General features: G+C 62.1%; 17 protein-coding genes. 1 reads left to right on the top strand and 16 read right to left on the bottom strand.

From position 1 onward, the window contains the following. Position 1: 1 nt before the first annotated feature. The 12 genes from X733_RS140640 to X733_RS140585 all read right to left on the bottom strand — a co-directional run bounded on the left by X733_RS140640 (position 2) and on the right by X733_RS140585 (position 12545). Positions 2 to 868 carry a sugar ABC transporter permease gene (locus X733_RS140640; RefSeq protein ID WP_023670975.1) on the bottom strand — a complete coding sequence of 289 codons (867 nt, stop codon included), beginning with the start codon at positions 866 to 868 and terminating at the stop codon, positions 2 to 4. After that, the gene (locus X733_RS140635; protein WP_023730147.1) at positions 869 to 1960 is read right to left on the bottom strand and encodes an ABC transporter ATP-binding protein; all 1092 of its coding nucleotides are present in this window, start codon (positions 1958 to 1960) and stop codon (positions 869 to 871) included. 11 nt (positions 1961 to 1971) lie between these two features. After that, on the bottom strand, positions 1972 to 3051 hold the full coding sequence (locus X733_RS140630; protein WP_023684650.1) for an ABC transporter ATP-binding protein: 1080 nt from the start codon (positions 3049 to 3051) through the stop codon (positions 1972 to 1974). A gap of 38 nt (positions 3052 to 3089) precedes the next feature. Beyond that, complete coding sequence (glpD, locus tag X733_RS140625) at positions 3090 to 4610, bottom strand: glycerol-3-phosphate dehydrogenase (protein ID WP_023819857.1); 1521 nt, start codon at positions 4608 to 4610, stop codon at positions 3090 to 3092. 117 nt (positions 4611 to 4727) lie between these two features. Next, positions 4728 to 5495, bottom strand: a complete 768-nt coding sequence (locus tag X733_RS140620) for a DeoR/GlpR family DNA-binding transcription regulator (RefSeq protein WP_023819858.1) — start codon at positions 5493 to 5495, stop codon at positions 4728 to 4730. Between the two features lie 225 nt (positions 5496 to 5720). Continuing rightward, the gene (locus X733_RS140615) at positions 5721 to 7136 is read right to left on the bottom strand and encodes a pyridoxal-dependent decarboxylase (RefSeq protein ID WP_023819859.1); all 1416 of its coding nucleotides are present in this window, start codon (positions 7134 to 7136) and stop codon (positions 5721 to 5723) included. An 89-nt stretch (positions 7137 to 7225) separates the two neighbouring features. After that, positions 7226 to 7957: a peptidase gene (locus tag X733_RS140610; RefSeq protein ID WP_023684646.1), complete on the bottom strand. Its 732-nt coding sequence runs from the start codon at positions 7955 to 7957 to the stop codon at positions 7226 to 7228. A 32-nt stretch (positions 7958 to 7989) separates the two neighbouring features. Beyond that, positions 7990 to 8784, bottom strand: coding sequence for a transglutaminase family protein (locus X733_RS140605; RefSeq protein WP_023819860.1), 795 nt, complete (start codon positions 8782 to 8784; stop codon positions 7990 to 7992). Positions 8785 to 8869: 85 nt separating this feature from the next. Beyond that, entirely contained in the window at positions 8870 to 9811 is a 942-nt protein-coding gene (locus tag X733_RS140600) for an alpha-E domain-containing protein (protein WP_023693403.1), read from the bottom strand. Between the two features lie 131 nt (positions 9812 to 9942). Next, a complete protein-coding gene (locus tag X733_RS140595) occupies positions 9943 to 11355 on the bottom strand; it encodes a circularly permuted type 2 ATP-grasp protein (RefSeq protein ID WP_023819861.1) in 1413 nt (470 codons plus the stop codon). A gap of 273 nt (positions 11356 to 11628) precedes the next feature. Then, the gene (locus X733_RS140590) at positions 11629 to 11865 is read right to left on the bottom strand and encodes an Lrp/AsnC family transcriptional regulator (RefSeq protein WP_023670963.1); all 237 of its coding nucleotides are present in this window, start codon (positions 11863 to 11865) and stop codon (positions 11629 to 11631) included. 68 nt (positions 11866 to 11933) lie between these two features. Next, complete coding sequence (locus X733_RS140585) at positions 11934 to 12545, bottom strand: DsbA family protein (RefSeq protein ID WP_023700783.1); 612 nt, start codon at positions 12543 to 12545, stop codon at positions 11934 to 11936. A 193-nt stretch (positions 12546 to 12738) separates the two neighbouring features. Here X733_RS140585 and X733_RS140580 point away from each other — a divergent pair, with 193 nt between their 5' ends. After that, positions 12739 to 13161 carry a DUF4864 domain-containing protein gene (locus X733_RS140580; RefSeq protein WP_023684643.1) on the top strand — a complete coding sequence of 141 codons (423 nt, stop codon included), beginning with the start codon at positions 12739 to 12741 and terminating at the stop codon, positions 13159 to 13161. Between the two features lie 6 nt (positions 13162 to 13167). On the opposite strand, the gene tgt is transcribed toward X733_RS140580, so the two are convergent. From tgt to X733_RS140560, 4 genes are read right to left on the bottom strand one after another with little or no spacing between them, the layout of a single operon-like run. Then, a complete protein-coding gene (gene tgt / locus X733_RS140575) occupies positions 13168 to 14298 on the bottom strand; it encodes a tRNA guanosine(34) transglycosylase Tgt (RefSeq protein ID WP_023706199.1) in 1131 nt (376 codons plus the stop codon). Further along, complete coding sequence (locus X733_RS140570) at positions 14291 to 14560, bottom strand: hypothetical protein (RefSeq protein WP_023684641.1); 270 nt, start codon at positions 14558 to 14560, stop codon at positions 14291 to 14293. The genes tgt and X733_RS140570 overlap by 8 nt, the downstream gene beginning before the upstream one ends. Continuing rightward, a complete protein-coding gene (gene queA, locus X733_RS140565) occupies positions 14550 to 15638 on the bottom strand; it encodes a tRNA preQ1(34) S-adenosylmethionine ribosyltransferase-isomerase QueA (protein WP_023700784.1) in 1089 nt (362 codons plus the stop codon). The genes X733_RS140570 and queA overlap by 11 nt, the downstream gene beginning before the upstream one ends. Beyond that, positions 15638 to 16087: a DMT family transporter gene (locus X733_RS140560; protein ID WP_023693398.1), complete on the bottom strand. Its 450-nt coding sequence runs from the start codon at positions 16085 to 16087 to the stop codon at positions 15638 to 15640. The genes queA and X733_RS140560 overlap by 1 nt, the downstream gene beginning before the upstream one ends. Between the last annotated feature and the right edge of the window lie 5 nt (positions 16088 to 16092).

The following is a 16092-nucleotide window of genomic DNA, read 5'->3' on the forward strand; positions in this document are numbered from 1 at the left end:
CTCAGCGCTCCGCGTCGTAGTTGGTCATCACGGTGTAGAACACCCATGACAACAACAGGATGATCAGGAAGTAGACCAGCGACATGGCGGCCGCCGGACCGAGGTCGAACTGGCCGAGCGCGGTCTTGACGAGGTCGATCGACAGGAAGGTCGTCGAGTTGCCGGGGCCGCCGCCGGTGACGACGAAGGGCTCGGTGTAGATCATGAAGCTATCCATGAAGCGCAACAGCACGGCGATCAAAAGCACACGCTGCATTTTCGGCAGCTGGATGTAGCGGAACACCGCCCAGCGCGAGGCGCCGTCGATCTTAGCCGCCTGGTAGAAGGCATCCGGGATCGAAACCAGGCCGGCATAGCAGAGCAGCACGACAAGGCTGGTCCAGTGCCAGACGTCCATGATGATGATGGTGACCCAGGCGTCGAACGGATCCTGCACGTAATTGTAGTCGATGCCGAGCGCGTTGACGTAGTAGCCGAGCAGGCCGATGTCGTTGCGGCCGAAGACCTGCCAGATGGTGCCGACGACGTTCCACGGAATGAGCAGCGGCAACGACATAAGCACCAGGCAGACCGGCACGCCCCAGCCCTTCTTCGGCATGTTGAGCGCGATGAATATGCCGAGCGGCACTTCGATGGCCAGAATGATGAAGGAGAAGATCAGGTTGCGCACCATCGCTTCCCAGAAGCGGCTGGACGACAGCAGTTCCTCGAACCACTGGGTGCCTGCCCAGAAGAAGACGTTGTTGCCGAAGGTGTCCTGCACCGAATAGTTGACGACCGTCATCAGCGGAATGACGGCCGAGAACGCCACCAGCACCAGCACCGGCAGCACCAGGAACCAGGCCTTGTTGTTCCAGGTCTTTTCCATCTATGCCCCCATCTCGACACGCCCCATCTCAACCAGCCAGGAATCGGCATAGATGTTGATGCCGGCCGGATCGAAGCGAACCTTTGGGTCGGCCGGCACGCTCTCGTCCTCGCCGATGACGGCAGCGATCTCGCGGCCTTCGAGGCTGGCGCGCACCACCTTGTGGCGGCCGAGATCCTCGACCTTGCTGATTTTAACCGCCATGCCGTCACGGCCGAGCCTGACATATTCGGGGCGGATGCCGAGTTCGATGGCGCCGGAGCTCCCAGCGGCGGTCTTTGGCGCGCCGGGCAGCTCGATGCGCTGGCTGCCAATGGTCGCGGTCTTGCCGTCGATCGCCACCGGCATGACGTTCATGCCGGGCGAGCCGATGAAGTAACCGACGAATGTGTGGCGCGGGCGCTCGAACAATTCAGCCGGCGTGCCGATCTGGACGATGCCGCCATCATACATGACGACGACCTGGTCGGCGAAAGTCAGCGCCTCGGTCTGGTCATGGGTCACATAGACCATCGTGTAGCCGAAGCGGCGGTGCAGTTGCTTCAATTGCGAGCGCAGCACCCACTTCATGTGCGGATCGATAACCGTCAGCGGTTCGTCGAACAGGATGGCATTGACATCCGAGCGCACCAGGCCGCGGCCGAGCGAGATCTTCTGCTTCTGGTCGGCGGTCAGGCCCCTCGCCTTCTTCTTCGCCCACGACGCCAGGTCGATCATCTCCAGCGTCTCGCGCACCTTACGGTCGACATCGGCCTCCGGCACGCCGCGATTGCGCAGCGGGAAGGCAAGATTGTCGTAAACGGTCATGGTGTCGTAGATGACCGGGAACTGGAACACCTGCGCGATGTTGCGCTCCTGCGTCGACAGATTGGTGACGTCCTTGCCGTTGAACAGCAACTCACCGTGCGAGGGGTGCAGAAGTCCCGAAATGATGTTGAGCAGCGTGGTCTTGCCGCAACCCGAAGGCCCCAGCAGCGCGTAGGCGCCGCCATCCTCGAATGTGTGGTGCACTTCCCTCAGCGCAAAATCGGCATCCTTCTGCGGGTTGGGCAGGTAGGAGTGCCTGACATGGTTGACGTCGATGCGCGCCATCTCTTCCCTCCTCAGGCCGCAAGCTTCGGCGCGGCGACGGCGCTGCCGTTGCTGTCGAAGACCATGATGTGGCGCGGATCGATAAACACCTCGATCTCGGCGTCCGGCTCGAAATCGCGGATGCCGTGGGTCAGCATGACCCAACGCGCATCGGCAAAATCGAGGTGGATGAAGCTTTCCGAGCCGGTGATCTCGGTGATCGTCACCTTGGCGCGCACCGGCACCGCGGCAGCGTTGGGCCGCTCCAGCGACAGATGATGCGGCTGAAAGCCGATCGTGTAATTGGCGTCGGCAATGCCGGCGAGTTCGGCCGGCACCGGCAGCTTGACGCCGCCCTCGAGCAGGAAATCCGGGCCCTTCTTGGCCAGCACGATGGTGTTGAGCGGCGGATCGGCAAAGGTTTTCGCCGTCACCAGGTCGATCGGCTTGCGGAAGACGTCGATGGTCGGCCCGAATTGGGTGATCCGCCCCTCGGACAGCGTCGCCGTATTGCCGCCGAGCAGCAAGGCTTCATGCGGCTCGGTCGTGGCGTAGACGAAAATAGTGCCGGCGGCGGCAAATATCTTGGGCAGTTCGGCGCGCAGCTCCTCGCGCAATTTGTAGTCGAGATTGGCGAGCGGCTCGTCGAGCAGCACCAGGCTGGCATTCTTGACGATGGCGCGAGCCAGCGCCGTACGCTGCTGCTGGCCGCCGGACAGGCTGAGCGGCGTGCGGTCGAGATAGGGTGTGAGCTTCAAAAGCCCTGCCGCGTTGCGGACTTCCTTGTCGATCTTGGCCTGGTCGGTGCCGGCGACGCGCAATGGCGAGGCGATGTTCTCGTAGACGGTCATCGCGGGGTAGTTGATGAACTGCTGATAGACCATGGCGATCTTGCGCTGCTGCACCGGCATGCCGGTGACATTCTGGCCGTCGAACCAGACTGAACCGGTGGTCGGCACGTCGAGTCCGGCCATCAGCCGCATCAGGCTGGTCTTGCCCGACAGTGTCGGCCCGAGCAAAACGTTGAGCGAGCCGTGCTGAAGCGTCAGCGACACGTCGCGGATATGCTCCACCGCGCCGACCATCTTCGTCACGTTTCTCAGTTCCAGCATGATGCCTCCTCCCAGGCTTTGTGCATCAATCGCCTTCCCTATTCCGCTGCCGCGACATGGCGCCGGCTGATGCCGCGCATGAATTCGTCAAGCGCCGAGGCCTGTTCGCGGCTGAGATGCAGACCGCGCTTGGTGCGACGCCACAATACATCTTCGGCGGTCAGCGCCCATTCGTTTTCGCTGAGGTAGCGTACCTCGGCCTCATAGAGATCGGCGCCGAAATTGCGGCCGAGATCGGCGTTCGACTTGGCGAGGCCGAGCAGCACTTGCGCGCGCGTGCCGTAAAGCCTGGTCAACCGACGCGCCAGGCGCTGGTCGAGGAAAGGAAAGGCGCTCTTCAGCTTCGCCACCTGGACGTCGAAACCGGTGGCCGGGAAATCGCCGCCCGGCAAGGGCGCGTTCGCCGTCCACGGCTTGCCGCGCTTGCCGAGAAAACCTTCGACCTTTTCCAGCATCGATTCCGACAACCGGCGGTAGGTGGTGATCTTGCCGCCGAAAGCGTTGACGATCGGCGCCTTGCCCTCGCCGCCATCGGCTTTCAACACATAGTCGCGGGTCGCTTCCTGCGCCTTCGAAGCGCCGTCGTCGTAGAGCGGGCGCACGGCCGAATAGGTCCAGACGATGTCGGGGCGCGTCACGGCTTCAGCAAAATATTCGCTCGCCGCCGCGCAGAGATAGTCGATCTCGGTGTCGCTGATCTTCACGTCATGCGGATCGCCGGGATAGTCGCGATCGGTGGTGCCGATCAGCGTAAATTCTTCCTCGTAAGGGATGGCGAAGATGATGCGCCCGTCCTTGTTCTGGAAGAAGTAGGCGCGCGGATCATCGAATTTCTTTTTGATGACGATATGACTGCCCTGCACCAGGCGCACATTGTGCACGTCGTTCTGGCCCACGGTGGTCGACAGGACGTGGTCGACCCATGGACCGGCGGCATTGACCAGCAGCCGGGCCTTGACCTCGTCGGCATCTCCCGTCCGCACGTCTTCCACGCGGATCGCCCATAGATCGCCTTCGCGCCGCGCCCCGACGACTTTCGTGCGGGTGCGGATGGTGGCGCCGCGGTCGGCGGCGTCACGCGCGTTCAACACCACCAGCCGGGCATCGTTGACCCAGCCGTCCGAGTACTCGAAGGCCTTGTGAAACAGCGGCTTCAGCGGCTTGCCCGCCGGATCCTTGGACATGTCCAGTGTCCGGGTCGCCGGCAGCAATTTGCGGCCACCAATATGATCGTAGAGGAACAGGCCGAGCCGGATCAGCCAGGCCGGGCGCAGGCCCTTGGCATAGGGCAGCACGAAGCGCATCGGCCAGATGATGTGCGGCGCGTTCTTCCACAGAACCTCGCGCTCCATCAGCGCCTCGCGCACCAGCCGGAACTCGTAGAATTCGAGGTAGCGCAGACCGCCGTGGATCAGCTTGGTCGAGCCGGAGGAGGTTCCGCTGGCAAGATCGTTCATCTCGGCCAGAAATACCGAAAAGCCCCGCCCAACGGCGTCGCGGGCGATGCCGCAGCCATTGATGCCGCCACCGATGACGAAGATGTCACGGACTGCGTCCACAAATCCCTCCCGCGATTTCGCATTGCAGCATTTTTGAGTTGTTACGAAACCGTATCGGGATTATTTCGAAATAAGAACGAATGTCAAACGAAATGTAACGGGACCGTGATCGATAGCCTAGCCGAGCGACGTTTCGATTAATTGAACCTCCGCTTCCTCGCAGATCTTACGCACCGACGGGATGTCGCAACGGTCGGTGATGAAGGTGTTGACTTGCGAGAGATGGCCGATGCGAACCGGCGCGGTGCGTTCGAACTTGGTCTGGTCGGAGACCAGGATGACATGCCTGGCATTGGCGATAATGGCTTGCGCCACTTTCACTTCGCGAAAGTCGAAATCGAGCAACGCGCCGTCATGGTCGATGGCCGAGGCGCCGATCACCGCATAGTCGACCTTGAACTGCCTGATGAAATCGACCGCGGCCTCGCCGACAACGCCGCCGTCGGAGCCGCGCACGACGCCGCCGGCGATTACCACCTCGATCGAAGGATAGATGCGCATCCTGTTGGCAACATTGATATTATTGGTGATGACCATCAGCCCGGCATGGTCGAGCAGCGCCTTGCTGACCGACTCGGTCGTGGTGCCGATATTGATGAACAAAGATGCGTTGTCGGGGATCAGCCTAGCCGCCGCGCGGCCGATGGCCTCCTTCTCGTCGGCGGCAATCTTGCGGCGCGCCTCATACTCCATGTTCTCGATGCCGGACGGGAACAAGGCCCCGCCATGAATGCGCGTCAGCAACCGCTGATCGCAGAGATCGTTGAGGTCCTTGCGGATGGTCTGCGGCGTCACGTCGAAATGCGTGGCGAGGCCATCGACCAGCACACGGCCATGATCCTTCGCCATCTGGATGATTTCGGCATGGCGCGGCGACAAATACACTGAGAACCTCCCGTTTTCGTTTTTCTTGTTTGTAGCTGAAAACGAAAGCGATGAAAAGGGAGACGCCGGCTAATGAAATGTCGATAATTGCAAAGGCGAAATCGATGCAGGCGGGTAGCGCTGGCCGGGCAACGTTGCGGGTGCAACAGCGGCGAGTTTGCCGGGCGAGCATGAAGCTGCGTCCGAACCGACCGCGGTTTGGGACCTGACTGGCCTGTTACCCTGTCAGTCCCTCAGCGATCTTGCACACTCGCAGATGACAGTGAAGGCGGTATCGACATCGGCCGCGGTTGTCTCGAACTGGCCTGCCTGGAAGCGGATGGCGACCCGCCCATCGACACGCGTCTGCGTCAGGTAGATACGGCCGTCATTGTTGATGGCGTCGACCAGACGCAGATTGTGCTCGTCGCAGTCAGCGCCGGATGCGGCGCGATGCCGGAACGAGAACAGCGACAGCATCGGCTGGCTGGCGAGCTCGAAATCCTCCTCCTCGGCCAGGCGCGCTGCTATGCCTTCGCTCCAGGCGACGTGATTGCGGATCATGGTGCGCAGCGCCTCGAGGCCATGGGCGCGCAGCAGGAACCACAGCTTCAGCGCCCGGAAGCGACGGCCGAGAGGCACCGACCATTCGGAGTAGTTGATGATGCCGTCATGGCCGCGAGTTTTCAGATAGTCCGGCTTGATCGCCAGCGTGCGCACGAGATCCTCCGGCTGACGGACGAACTGGATCGAGCAGTCGAATTGCGCGCCCAGCCATTTGTGCGGGTTGAAGACGATCGAGTCCGCGCCCTCGACACCGGTCCAGAAATGCCGGTATTCCGGACAGATCATCGCCGATCCGGCCCAGGCGGCGTCGATATGCAGATAGAGCCCCTGGCGTTTGGCCACCGCGGCCACTTCAGCGATGTCGTCGGTGCCGCCGGTGCTGGTGCCGCCGACGCACGCGATGATGCCGGCCGGCAATAGGCCGGCCGCGCGGTCGGCAACAATCGCCGCTTCCAAAGCCGCGGTATCCATGGCGCGGTAGGTGCCGGCGACGGGAATGCGGACGAGGTTTTCCTCGCCAATGCCGGCGACCCAGATGGCGCGGTCGATCGAGGTGTGCACCTGGTCGGAGGAATAGACGCGCAGCCTGCCCTGCCCGGAAAGACCCTTCTTGTTGCCCTGCCAGTCGAGCGTGCGCTCGCGCATGGTCAACACGGCGGCCAGCGTCGCCGATGATGCGGAGTCCTGGATCACGCCGGAAAAGCCTTCGGGCAGGCCGAGCGCCTGGCGCATCCAGTCGACGATGCGCGTCTCAAGCTCTGTCGCCGCCGGCGAAGTCTGCCACAGCATGCACTGCGCGGCCATCGCAGAGACCAGATATTCGGCAACCACCGAGACGGGTGCTGCATTGGCCGGGAAATAAGCAAAGAAACGCGGATGCTGCCAATGCGTCATGCCGGGCACGATCTTGGCTTCGAAATCGGCGAAGATCGTCTCCATCGATTCCGCGGCCTCCGGCGGAGAAGCTTCGATGCTCCTGAAGATCTCGCCCGGCGCTATGGCAGGTCGCACGGGCCGATCGCGAAGGCCGGCGCGGTAATCAGCGCCCCAGTCGGCGGCGCGCCTCGACCAGTCGCGGAATTGCTCGTTGTCCATGGATCCTCCCGACGCGCCGATCAGCCAGCCGTTTGAATTTTGATTAACATGTTAAATAGAGACAGGCAACCGCGACGAAGGTTCCCGCGCTACCCCGGAAAATCCGGCAGGCTGGCAAAGGCCGTCTTCAACGCGTTCGACCAGCCTTCGGAAATAGCACGATAATATCGATCGTCCTGGCCGATGCGCTTTTTCAAACCCACCGTGAACGTGTCCTCCTCCAGGAACAGCAGGTCGAGAGGCAGGCCGACGGACAGGTTCGATTTCAGCGTCGAATCGAACGATACCAGCAAGAGCTTGACCGTTTCAGCCAGGCTCATCGTCCTTTCATAGGCACGGATGATGATCGGCTTGCCGTATTTGGTCTCGCCGATCTGGAAGAACGGCGTGTCGTCGGTCGATTCGATGAAATTGCCCTCGGGATAGATCATGAACAGCCGTGGCGGGCTGCCCTTGATCTGGCCGCCGAGGATGAAGGAGGCGTTGAAATAGGAATCCGCCTTTTCGCCGGCAGGCGACGAGCTGGCGATGACTTCCTTGACGGTGTCGCCGACCAGCCGCACCGTCTGGTACATGGATGGGGTCTCGAGCAGCGTCGCGTGGCGTTCCGCCACCGCCTTGGTGCGCTCGTCGAGCAGGCTGACCACGGCCTGAGTCGTGGCCAGATTGCCGGCCGACATCAGTACGATGACGCGCTCGCCTGGCTCTTCCCAGACATGCATCTTCTTGAAAGTGGAGATCGAATCCATCCCTGCATTGGTGCGCGTGTCCGACATGAACACGAGCCCACGATCGATCTTGAGGCCGACGCAATAAGTCATGGAATCTCTTCAGGCAGCAATCTTGCCGGAGACTACTGCTCTACCGTGACGGTGACTGCAAGCTGTTCCTCCGCCTGTCCCAGTCGAATTCCCGACACCGGCGAGGCGTCGCGATAATCACGGCCGGTGGCTACCCTGACATAGCGTTCATCGGGGGAAATGCCGTTGGCGGCGTCGAAGGCGACCCAGCCGAGACCCTGAACATGGGCTTCGGCCCAGGCATGGCTTGCCGCCTGCTCGATGGCCGCATCCATCATCAGATAGCCACTGACATAGCGGGCCGGAAAACCCATGACGCGGGCTGCGGTGACAAAGATGTGGCTGTGATCCTGGCAAACGCCGGTCTTCAGCGCCAATGCCTCTTCCGCCGGGGTCGTCACGCTGGTGGTGCCCGGCGTGTAGGCGACGCGCTCGACGATCAGCGCCATCAGCCGATGCAGCCTTTCGATGTCGGTACCTTTGCCGACCGCCGCGGCAAGCTCGCTTATGCCCCCGCCGGGGATGGTCAAAGCTGTCTCCTGGCTGAACAGCCACAGCGGCGCAAAGCCGTGATGCGGACCCGAGACGCCCGCTGTGTCGCGCGTGACAACCTCGCCGGAGGCCTCGACGGTGATGAAGTCGCGCTCGCCCTCGACGCTCAACAGCCTGTTATCGTTGCCGAAATGGTCGTTAAAGCGGACTTCCTCGCGCGCGCCCTCGATCTTCAGCGCCCAGGACAGCACGGTCTGCGTCGGGCCACTGACCGGTAACAGGCGTAGCCGCTGCAACAGATAGTGCACCGGCGCGTCGTAGCGGTATTCGGTACGGTGGGTGATCTTGAGCCGCATGCCTATTTTCCGTTTGTAAGCATGATCTTATCCGAAAACCGGGTCCCACTTGTCGCTAGCGCGGCCCTCCGGTTCGCGTTCATGCTCAATTGAACCGGTAATCTTGTGCGATCTCTTCGCCAAGCTTGGTGTTGTCTTGAATGAACCTGGCCAGGAATTCGTGCAGGCCGGCGTCGAATATGTCCTTGATCGACCCTGCCTGCAGCATCGCCTGTGTCCTGTCGACGGTGGCGTGGCAGGCATGACGGTCGCCATAGTCGTCGCCCAGGAACTTCAGATGCTCGGCGAGAAAACGATAACAGAAGGTCAGCGAACGCGGCATGCGCACATTGAGGATCAGATAGTCGGCAATATTGGTCGGTTTGTAGTCGGCCTCATAGACCCAGCGATAGGAACGGTGCGCCGACACCGAGCGCAGGATCGATTCCCACTGGTAGTTGTCGAGGCTCGAGCCGACCCAGGAGATCGACGGCAGCAGCACGTAGTATTTCACGTCGAGGATGCGTGCCGTGTTGTCGGCCCGCTCGACATAGGTGCCGAGCTGCGAGAAGTCGAAGATCTCGTTGCGCAGCATCGTGCCGTAGAACGAGCCGCGGATCAGCGCCGTCTCGCGTTTGATGGCGTCGAGCACACTCGGCAGGTCGCGCTCGTCGATCGGCTTTGCCAGCATGCGCTTCAGGGCCATCCAGGCTTCGTTGATGCTCTCCCAGGTCTCGCGCGTCAGCGCGGTGCGCACCATGCGGGCATTGTTGCGAGCGGTCTCGATCGCCGACATCGTGCTCGACGGGTTCGAGGTGTCGCGCAGCAGGAAGTCGGCGACGTTGGCGGCGGTATAGTCCTTGTATTTCTGCGTGAAGGTGACGTCGGAGCCGGCGCTGAGCAGCACCGAATTCCACTCTTCCGACGCGCTCTGGGTGCGGGTCAGCGCCATGCGAAGGCCGGCATCGACCAGACGCGCCATGTTTTCCGCCCGCTCGATATAGCGGTTCATCCAGTAGAGCCCGTTGGCGGTGCGGCCGAGAAGCATGTGAAGTGGCCCTTCGGGCTAGTGAGTAGGGAATAGTGAGTAGGGATTAGTAAGCATTTGAATCTCTGTGGAATATGGCATTTCTTGTCCCTCTACTGCCTACTGCCTACTGCCTACTGCCTACTGCCTACCTAATCGTCCAACACCCACGTATCCTTCGTCCCGCCGCCTTGCGAGGAATTCACGACCAACGACCCCTCCTTCAGCGCCACCCGCGTCAAGCCGCCGGGCACGATCTGGATTCGGTCGGAGACCAGAACATAGGGCCTGAGATCGACATGGCGCGGCGACAGGCCTTTTTCTGTCAGGATCGGGCAGGTTGACAGCGCCAGCGTCGGCTGGGCGATGTAGTTGGAGGGCTTCGCCTGCAGCTTCTTGGCGAAATCCTGGCATTCCTTCTTGGTCGCAGCCGGGCCGACCAGCATGCCGTAGCCGCCGGAGCCGTGCACTTCCTTGATGACCAGCTCATGGATGTGTTCGAGCACGTATTTCAGGCTGTCGGGCTCCGAGCAGCGCCAGGTCGGGATGTTGCCGAGGATGGCCTTGCGGCCGGTGTAGAACTCGACGATGTCGGGCATGTAGGAATAAATCGCCTTGTCGTCGGCGATGCCGGTTCCCGGCGCGTTGGCGACGGTGATGTTGCCGGCGCGGTAGACGTCCATGATGCCGGGCACGCCAAGGGCCGAGTCCGGCCGGAAGGTCAGCGGATCGAGGAAGGAATCGTCGACGCGCCGGTAAAGCACGTCGATCTGCTTGTAGCCTTCGGTCGTGCGCATAGCGACGTGGCCGTCTACAACGCGCAGATCCTGGCCTTCGACCAGTTGCACGCCCATCTGGTCGGCGAGGAAGGCATGTTCGAAATAGGCGGAGTTGAAGCTGCCCGGCGTCAGCACGGCAATGGTCGGTGCGCCCTTGGTGCTTTGCGGCCGCACTGCCGCCAGCGACTGGCGCAGCAATTGCGGATAATTCTCCACCGGCCGCACCTTGATCTGCTGGAACAGCTCGGGAAAGAGCTGCATCATCGTCTCGCGGTTCTCCAGCATGTAGGAGACCCCCGACGGCGTGCGCGCATTGTCCTCCAGCACGTAGAACTCGTTCTCCGAGATCCGGACGATATCGACGCCGATAATGTGGGTGTAGACGCCGGCCGGTGGCCGCACTCCGATCATTTCCGGCAGGAACGCCTCGTTCCTGGCGATCAGCTCCCTCGGCACGCGGCCGGCGCGCAGGATTTCCTGGCGGTGGTAAATGTCGTCGAGGAAAGCGTTCAGCGCCTGCACGCGCTGCTCGATGCCTTGCGTCAGCCTTCGCCATTCATTGCCGGAGATGATGCGCGGCACGATGTCGAAGGGGATCAGCCGCTCGGAGGCTTCCTGCTCGCCATAGACGGCGAAGGTAATGCCGGTCTTGCGGAAGACGCGCTCGGCGTCCTGCATCTTTTCGGTAAGCCTGGCCGGATCCTGCTCCTTCAGCCAGCGGTCGTAAGCCGTATACGGTTGTCTCAGCCCGGAAACTTCCGGAAGCATTTCATCGAACGCTGCCAATCGCATACTCCCCTGTGACGCCATTTCACTGGCGTCGCGGGAGAAAATCAAGCGCAATCGGTGATTTGGAGGATATCGGCGATCAGTATGTTTCGACTGCCCAAAATTCGGGCAGTCGGAACGGGACCTTAATCAGGCTCTGCCTTGTCGCCGGGCAAGTGCCTGATGCGGCCATAGCAGTTCACCGTTTCATGGCAACGGCGACCTGCCATGGCTTTTTGCTTCGACGCAATTCCGGACGGAAAACCGCTTCACACTTTTCCTGGAATTGCTTTAGAAAGCGCGGAAAGTGACGACCGTGAAGGTGTCCTTGATTCCGGGAATAATCTGTACCTTCTCGTTGACGAAGTGACCAACATCTTCCTCGTCGTCGACGTAGAATTTGGCAAGCAGGTCGTAATTGCCGGCGGTCGAGTAGATTTCCGAGGCGATTTCGGCATCGGCGAGCGCGCTGGCGACCTCGTAGGACTTGCCCAGATCGCACTTTATCTGCATGAAAAACGTCTTCATTGCCGGTCCCGATCAAGCTTCAGCACACAAGCGGCCCTTGTGGCAGACTGCCGCCCGGCTTTCAAGCATCAGGCCGAGCGCGCCTTGGCGACGGCTTGTCTCAGTTCGGACACCGGCATGCCGCGCCGATACAAGTTGCCGCCGATGACCAGGGCTGGCGTGCCGCGCAGCTTGAACGCCGTCGCCTGGACTTCGGTGCGGACAAGGGCAGCGTCGATATCGGGTTCACGGATGGCGAGGTCGGCACGCACCATCGCCACATCGACACCGACGGAAGAAAGGATGTCGTTGGTGCGGCGTTCCGAAAGGCCGCGCTGGTTGGTCATCAGCGCATCGACCGCCGCGCCATAGTGTTCGCCGCTCAGCAGCGTCACCCGCGCCGCGTCGCGCGACACGTCGCCGAAGATCGGCCAGTCCTTCATCACAAGCCGAACGCCGCTGTCCTCTTCCATCAACTTCTTCAGTTCGACGAAGACGAGCTTGCAGATCGGGCACTGATAGTCGACGAATTCGGCGATGGTGACGTCGCCATCGGGGTTGCCGAGCGCTGGAATGGCGGGATCAAAGGCGACTTCCGTGACGGTCGGCCCAGTGCTTGCCCAGGCGGGCAAGGGGGCCAAAACTGCGAGGCTTGCCGCGCCCTTCAGCAAAAGGCGCCGGTCGATCGGCTGCTTGAACATGGTCGTCCCCTGGTTGCGCGAACGGGTCCCCACCCGTCCCTACGATGCGCGCCCCGCGTTAAAGGAGGCTTAAGCATGATCATGTGGCACTTGCGTGGCGAATATTGCGGTTGCTGAAACCGTGAGGCTCCGCAAAGCGTATGGTATGATGCGTCCCGGGACAGGTTTTGTTGGGGGACAATGGAGACAGGCCATGCGCCGCACCGCATTCGCAGTTGTTTCATTGCTGTTCGCGTTGTTCGTGTCGGCAGCCCTTGCCGGCGACGCCGAAGTCAAGGCCGGCCAGGCCGTCATCGATGGTCAGTTGAAGGCGCTCATCGCCAATGATGGCGCCAAGGCGTACAGTTTCGCCGCTCCAAATGTGAAGCGCATCTTTCCGACCGTCGACACCTTCATGAACATGGTGACCAACGGCTATCCGCCGGTGCGCCAGCCGCAGAGCTATTCCTTCGGCAAGGTCGAGCAGATGGGGCCAACTTCGCTAATCCAGCAAGTGCTGATCGTTGGGCCCGACGGCAAGGACTATGAGGCGGTCTACACGCTGGAACAGCAGCCCGACGGCAGCTTTCAAATCACCGGCTGCAGCTTGCGCGCAGCGAATTCGCTCAGCACCTAGATGTGCTTATAGCACCGGAATATCGCCCCTCGCCCATCCCTCTGAAATGTCTGATGTGCGCGCCTCGAAGGCCTTTGCCTCGATCGCGGCGCGAACGTCCTGCATCAGCTTCTGATAGTAAGACAGGTTGTTCCAGGTCAGAAGCATCGCGCCCAGCGCCTCCTGCGAGCGCACGAGATGATGCAGATACGCGCGTGAATAGTCGCGTGCCGCCGGGCAGTCACTCTCCTCGTCCAGCGGCCGCGGATCGTCCGCATGGCGGGCATTCCTGAGATTGACCTTGCCGCGCCTGGTATAGGCCAGGCCATGGCGGCCGGCGCGGGTCGGCATCACGCAGTCGAACATGTCGATGCCGCGCGCCACCGATTTCACGATGTCGTCCGGCGTGCCGACGCCCATGAGATATCGAGGCTTGTTGTCAGGCAATTCCGGACAGGTGATCTCCAGCATATCCAGCATCACCGCTTGCGGTTCGCCGACGGCCAGGCCGCCGACCGCATAGCCCTTCAGCTCCATCGCGCTCAGCGCCTGCGCCGAACGCACCCTGAGAGCTGCGTTGTCGCCACCCTGGACGATGCCGAACATCGCCTTGCCGGGCTGATCGCCGAACGCTGTCTTGCAGCGCTCGGCCCAGCGCAGCGACAGCTCCATCGCGCGCTCGATCTGCTTGAGGTCGGCCGGCAGCGCTGTGCATTCGTCGAGCTGCATCTGGATGTCGGAATCGAGCAGGCCCTGGATCTCGATCGAGCGCTCCGGCGACATCTCGTAGGCAGCGCCGTCAATGTGCGAGCGAAAGGTGACGCCCTTCTCGGTCAATTTTCTGAGCTTCGACAGCGACATGACCTGAAAACCGCCACTGTCGGTCAGGATCGGCTGCGGCCAGCGGGCGAATTCATGCAACCCACCAAGCCGCGCCACGCGCTCGGCGCCGGGGCGCAGCATCAGATGATAGGTATTGCCCAGGATGATGTCGGCGCCGACGCCGCGCACCTGGTCCATATACATGGCCTTGACCGTGCCGCCGGTGCCGACCGGCATGAAGGCCGGCGTGCGGATTTCGCCGCGCGGCATGGTGATGGAACCGCGCCGCGCCTTGCCGTCGGTGGCGAGGATCTTGAAGGTGAATGTCTCAGCCATTGAATTCCTTGTCATGGACAGGCGCGCCTGGCGCCTGCCTGTCGAGCGACTGGCGGTATTGGATGCAGCCGCGCATGAATTTCGGCCATGGCGGCACGGCAATCGATGGATCGGTCTTTTCCGGCAGCAGGTCCCACAGGTTGGGATGATGCCAGCATAAATCATGGCCGGTAGAATCTCGGTGCTGGCGAATGCCGGCACGCAATTTCTTCACTTCAGCGATCAGGCTCTCGCGATCAAAGGCTTGCAGATCATCGTCCATCGCTCATCTCCGCTCGATAAAGCAGGCTTGCGTCTCCATAGGAGTAGAATCTGTAACGGTTCTCGATGGCATGAGCATAGGCCGCACGCATCGTATCTAGGCCGCTGAAGGCCGAAACCAGCATGAACAGCGTCGAACGCGGCAGATGAAAGTTCGTCATCAGCAGGTCGGCGGTCTTGAACCGATAGCCCGGCGTGATGAAGATGTCGGTCGGGCCGGACCAGGCGGTCAGCGAGCCATCAGGCCGTGCCGCGCTCTCCAGCAGGCGCAGCGAGGTCGTGCCGACAGCGATGATACGCCCGCCCCGCGCCTTGGCGCCATTCAGAGCGTCGGCTGTTGCTTCGCTGACCGAGCCGGTCTCGGCATGCATCTTGTGGTCAGCGGTATCGTCCGCCTTGACCGGCAGGAAGGTGCCTGCACCGACATGCAAGGTGACGAAGCGGCGTTCGATGGCTTTAGCGTCGAGCGCCGCAAACAGCTCCGGCGTGAAATGCAGGCCTGCGGTGGGGGCAGCGACTGCGCCCTCCTCCTTGGCATAGATGGTCTGGTAATCCGTCAGGTCGCGCGCGTCGTCGTTGCGCTTGGAGGCGATATAGGGCGGCAGCGGGATGTGGCCGACGGCATGCAGCGCCTCGTCGAGAAACGGCCCCGACAGGTCGAAACCGAGCAGCACCTCGCCGGCATCGCCCTTCTCGATCACCGTGGCATCGAGCTGACCGAGGAAACAGGAATTGCCGTCATGGCCGAAATGGATGCGGTCGCCGGCGGCGATGCGCTTGCCCGGCCGCATGAAGGCCAGCCAGCGGTCCGGCGCCATGCGCATATGCAGCGTGGCGTCGACCTGCGCCTGCGCTTCGCCGCGCCGCCTTATGCCTCTCAACTGGGCAGGAATGACCTTGGTGTCGTTGAAGACCAGCACGTCGCCGGCGTTGAGCAAGGACGGCAGGTCGCCAACCGCGCGGTCCGAAAGACCCTCGCCCGGCCTGACCACGAGCATTTTTGCGCTGTCGCGCGGCTCGGCCGGGCGCAGCGCGATGCGCTCCTCCGGCAGGTCGAAGTCGAAGAGATCGACGCGCATCAGTAGAGCCGGACGAGCAGTGCTCCGGCCAAGAGCAGCACCGCGCCGGCGATGCGGCCGAGCGAAATCTCGCGCACCGCCACGCCGAGGAAGCCGACCCGATCGATCAGCATGCCGGCCAGCAGCTGGCCGGCAACCAGGAACGCCATCAGCGCGGCTGCACCGATGCGCGGCGTAAGAATGGTCGACAGGGTGACATAGAAACCGCCGAGCATGCCGCCGGCGATGAACAGCCAAGGCGCAGGCGCCTTCCAGTCGAGCGAGATGTCCTGCAGCCGCACAACGGCAATGGAGATGATACCAAGCACGATCGCGCCCGACAGGAACGAAAACGCAGCAGCCGCGACCGGGAGCCCCAGGCCGCGCGCCAGCTGCGAGTTGATCGGCGCCTGGACGGCGATGAAGGCGCCTGACAGGATGCCGAGCAGCGACCAGACCACGCCCATCATCTTCG

It is taken from the genome of Mesorhizobium sp. L2C066B000, from assembly GCF_000502335.1.
In the GTDB taxonomy this organism is placed as follows: Bacteria; Pseudomonadota; Alphaproteobacteria; order Rhizobiales; family Rhizobiaceae; genus Mesorhizobium.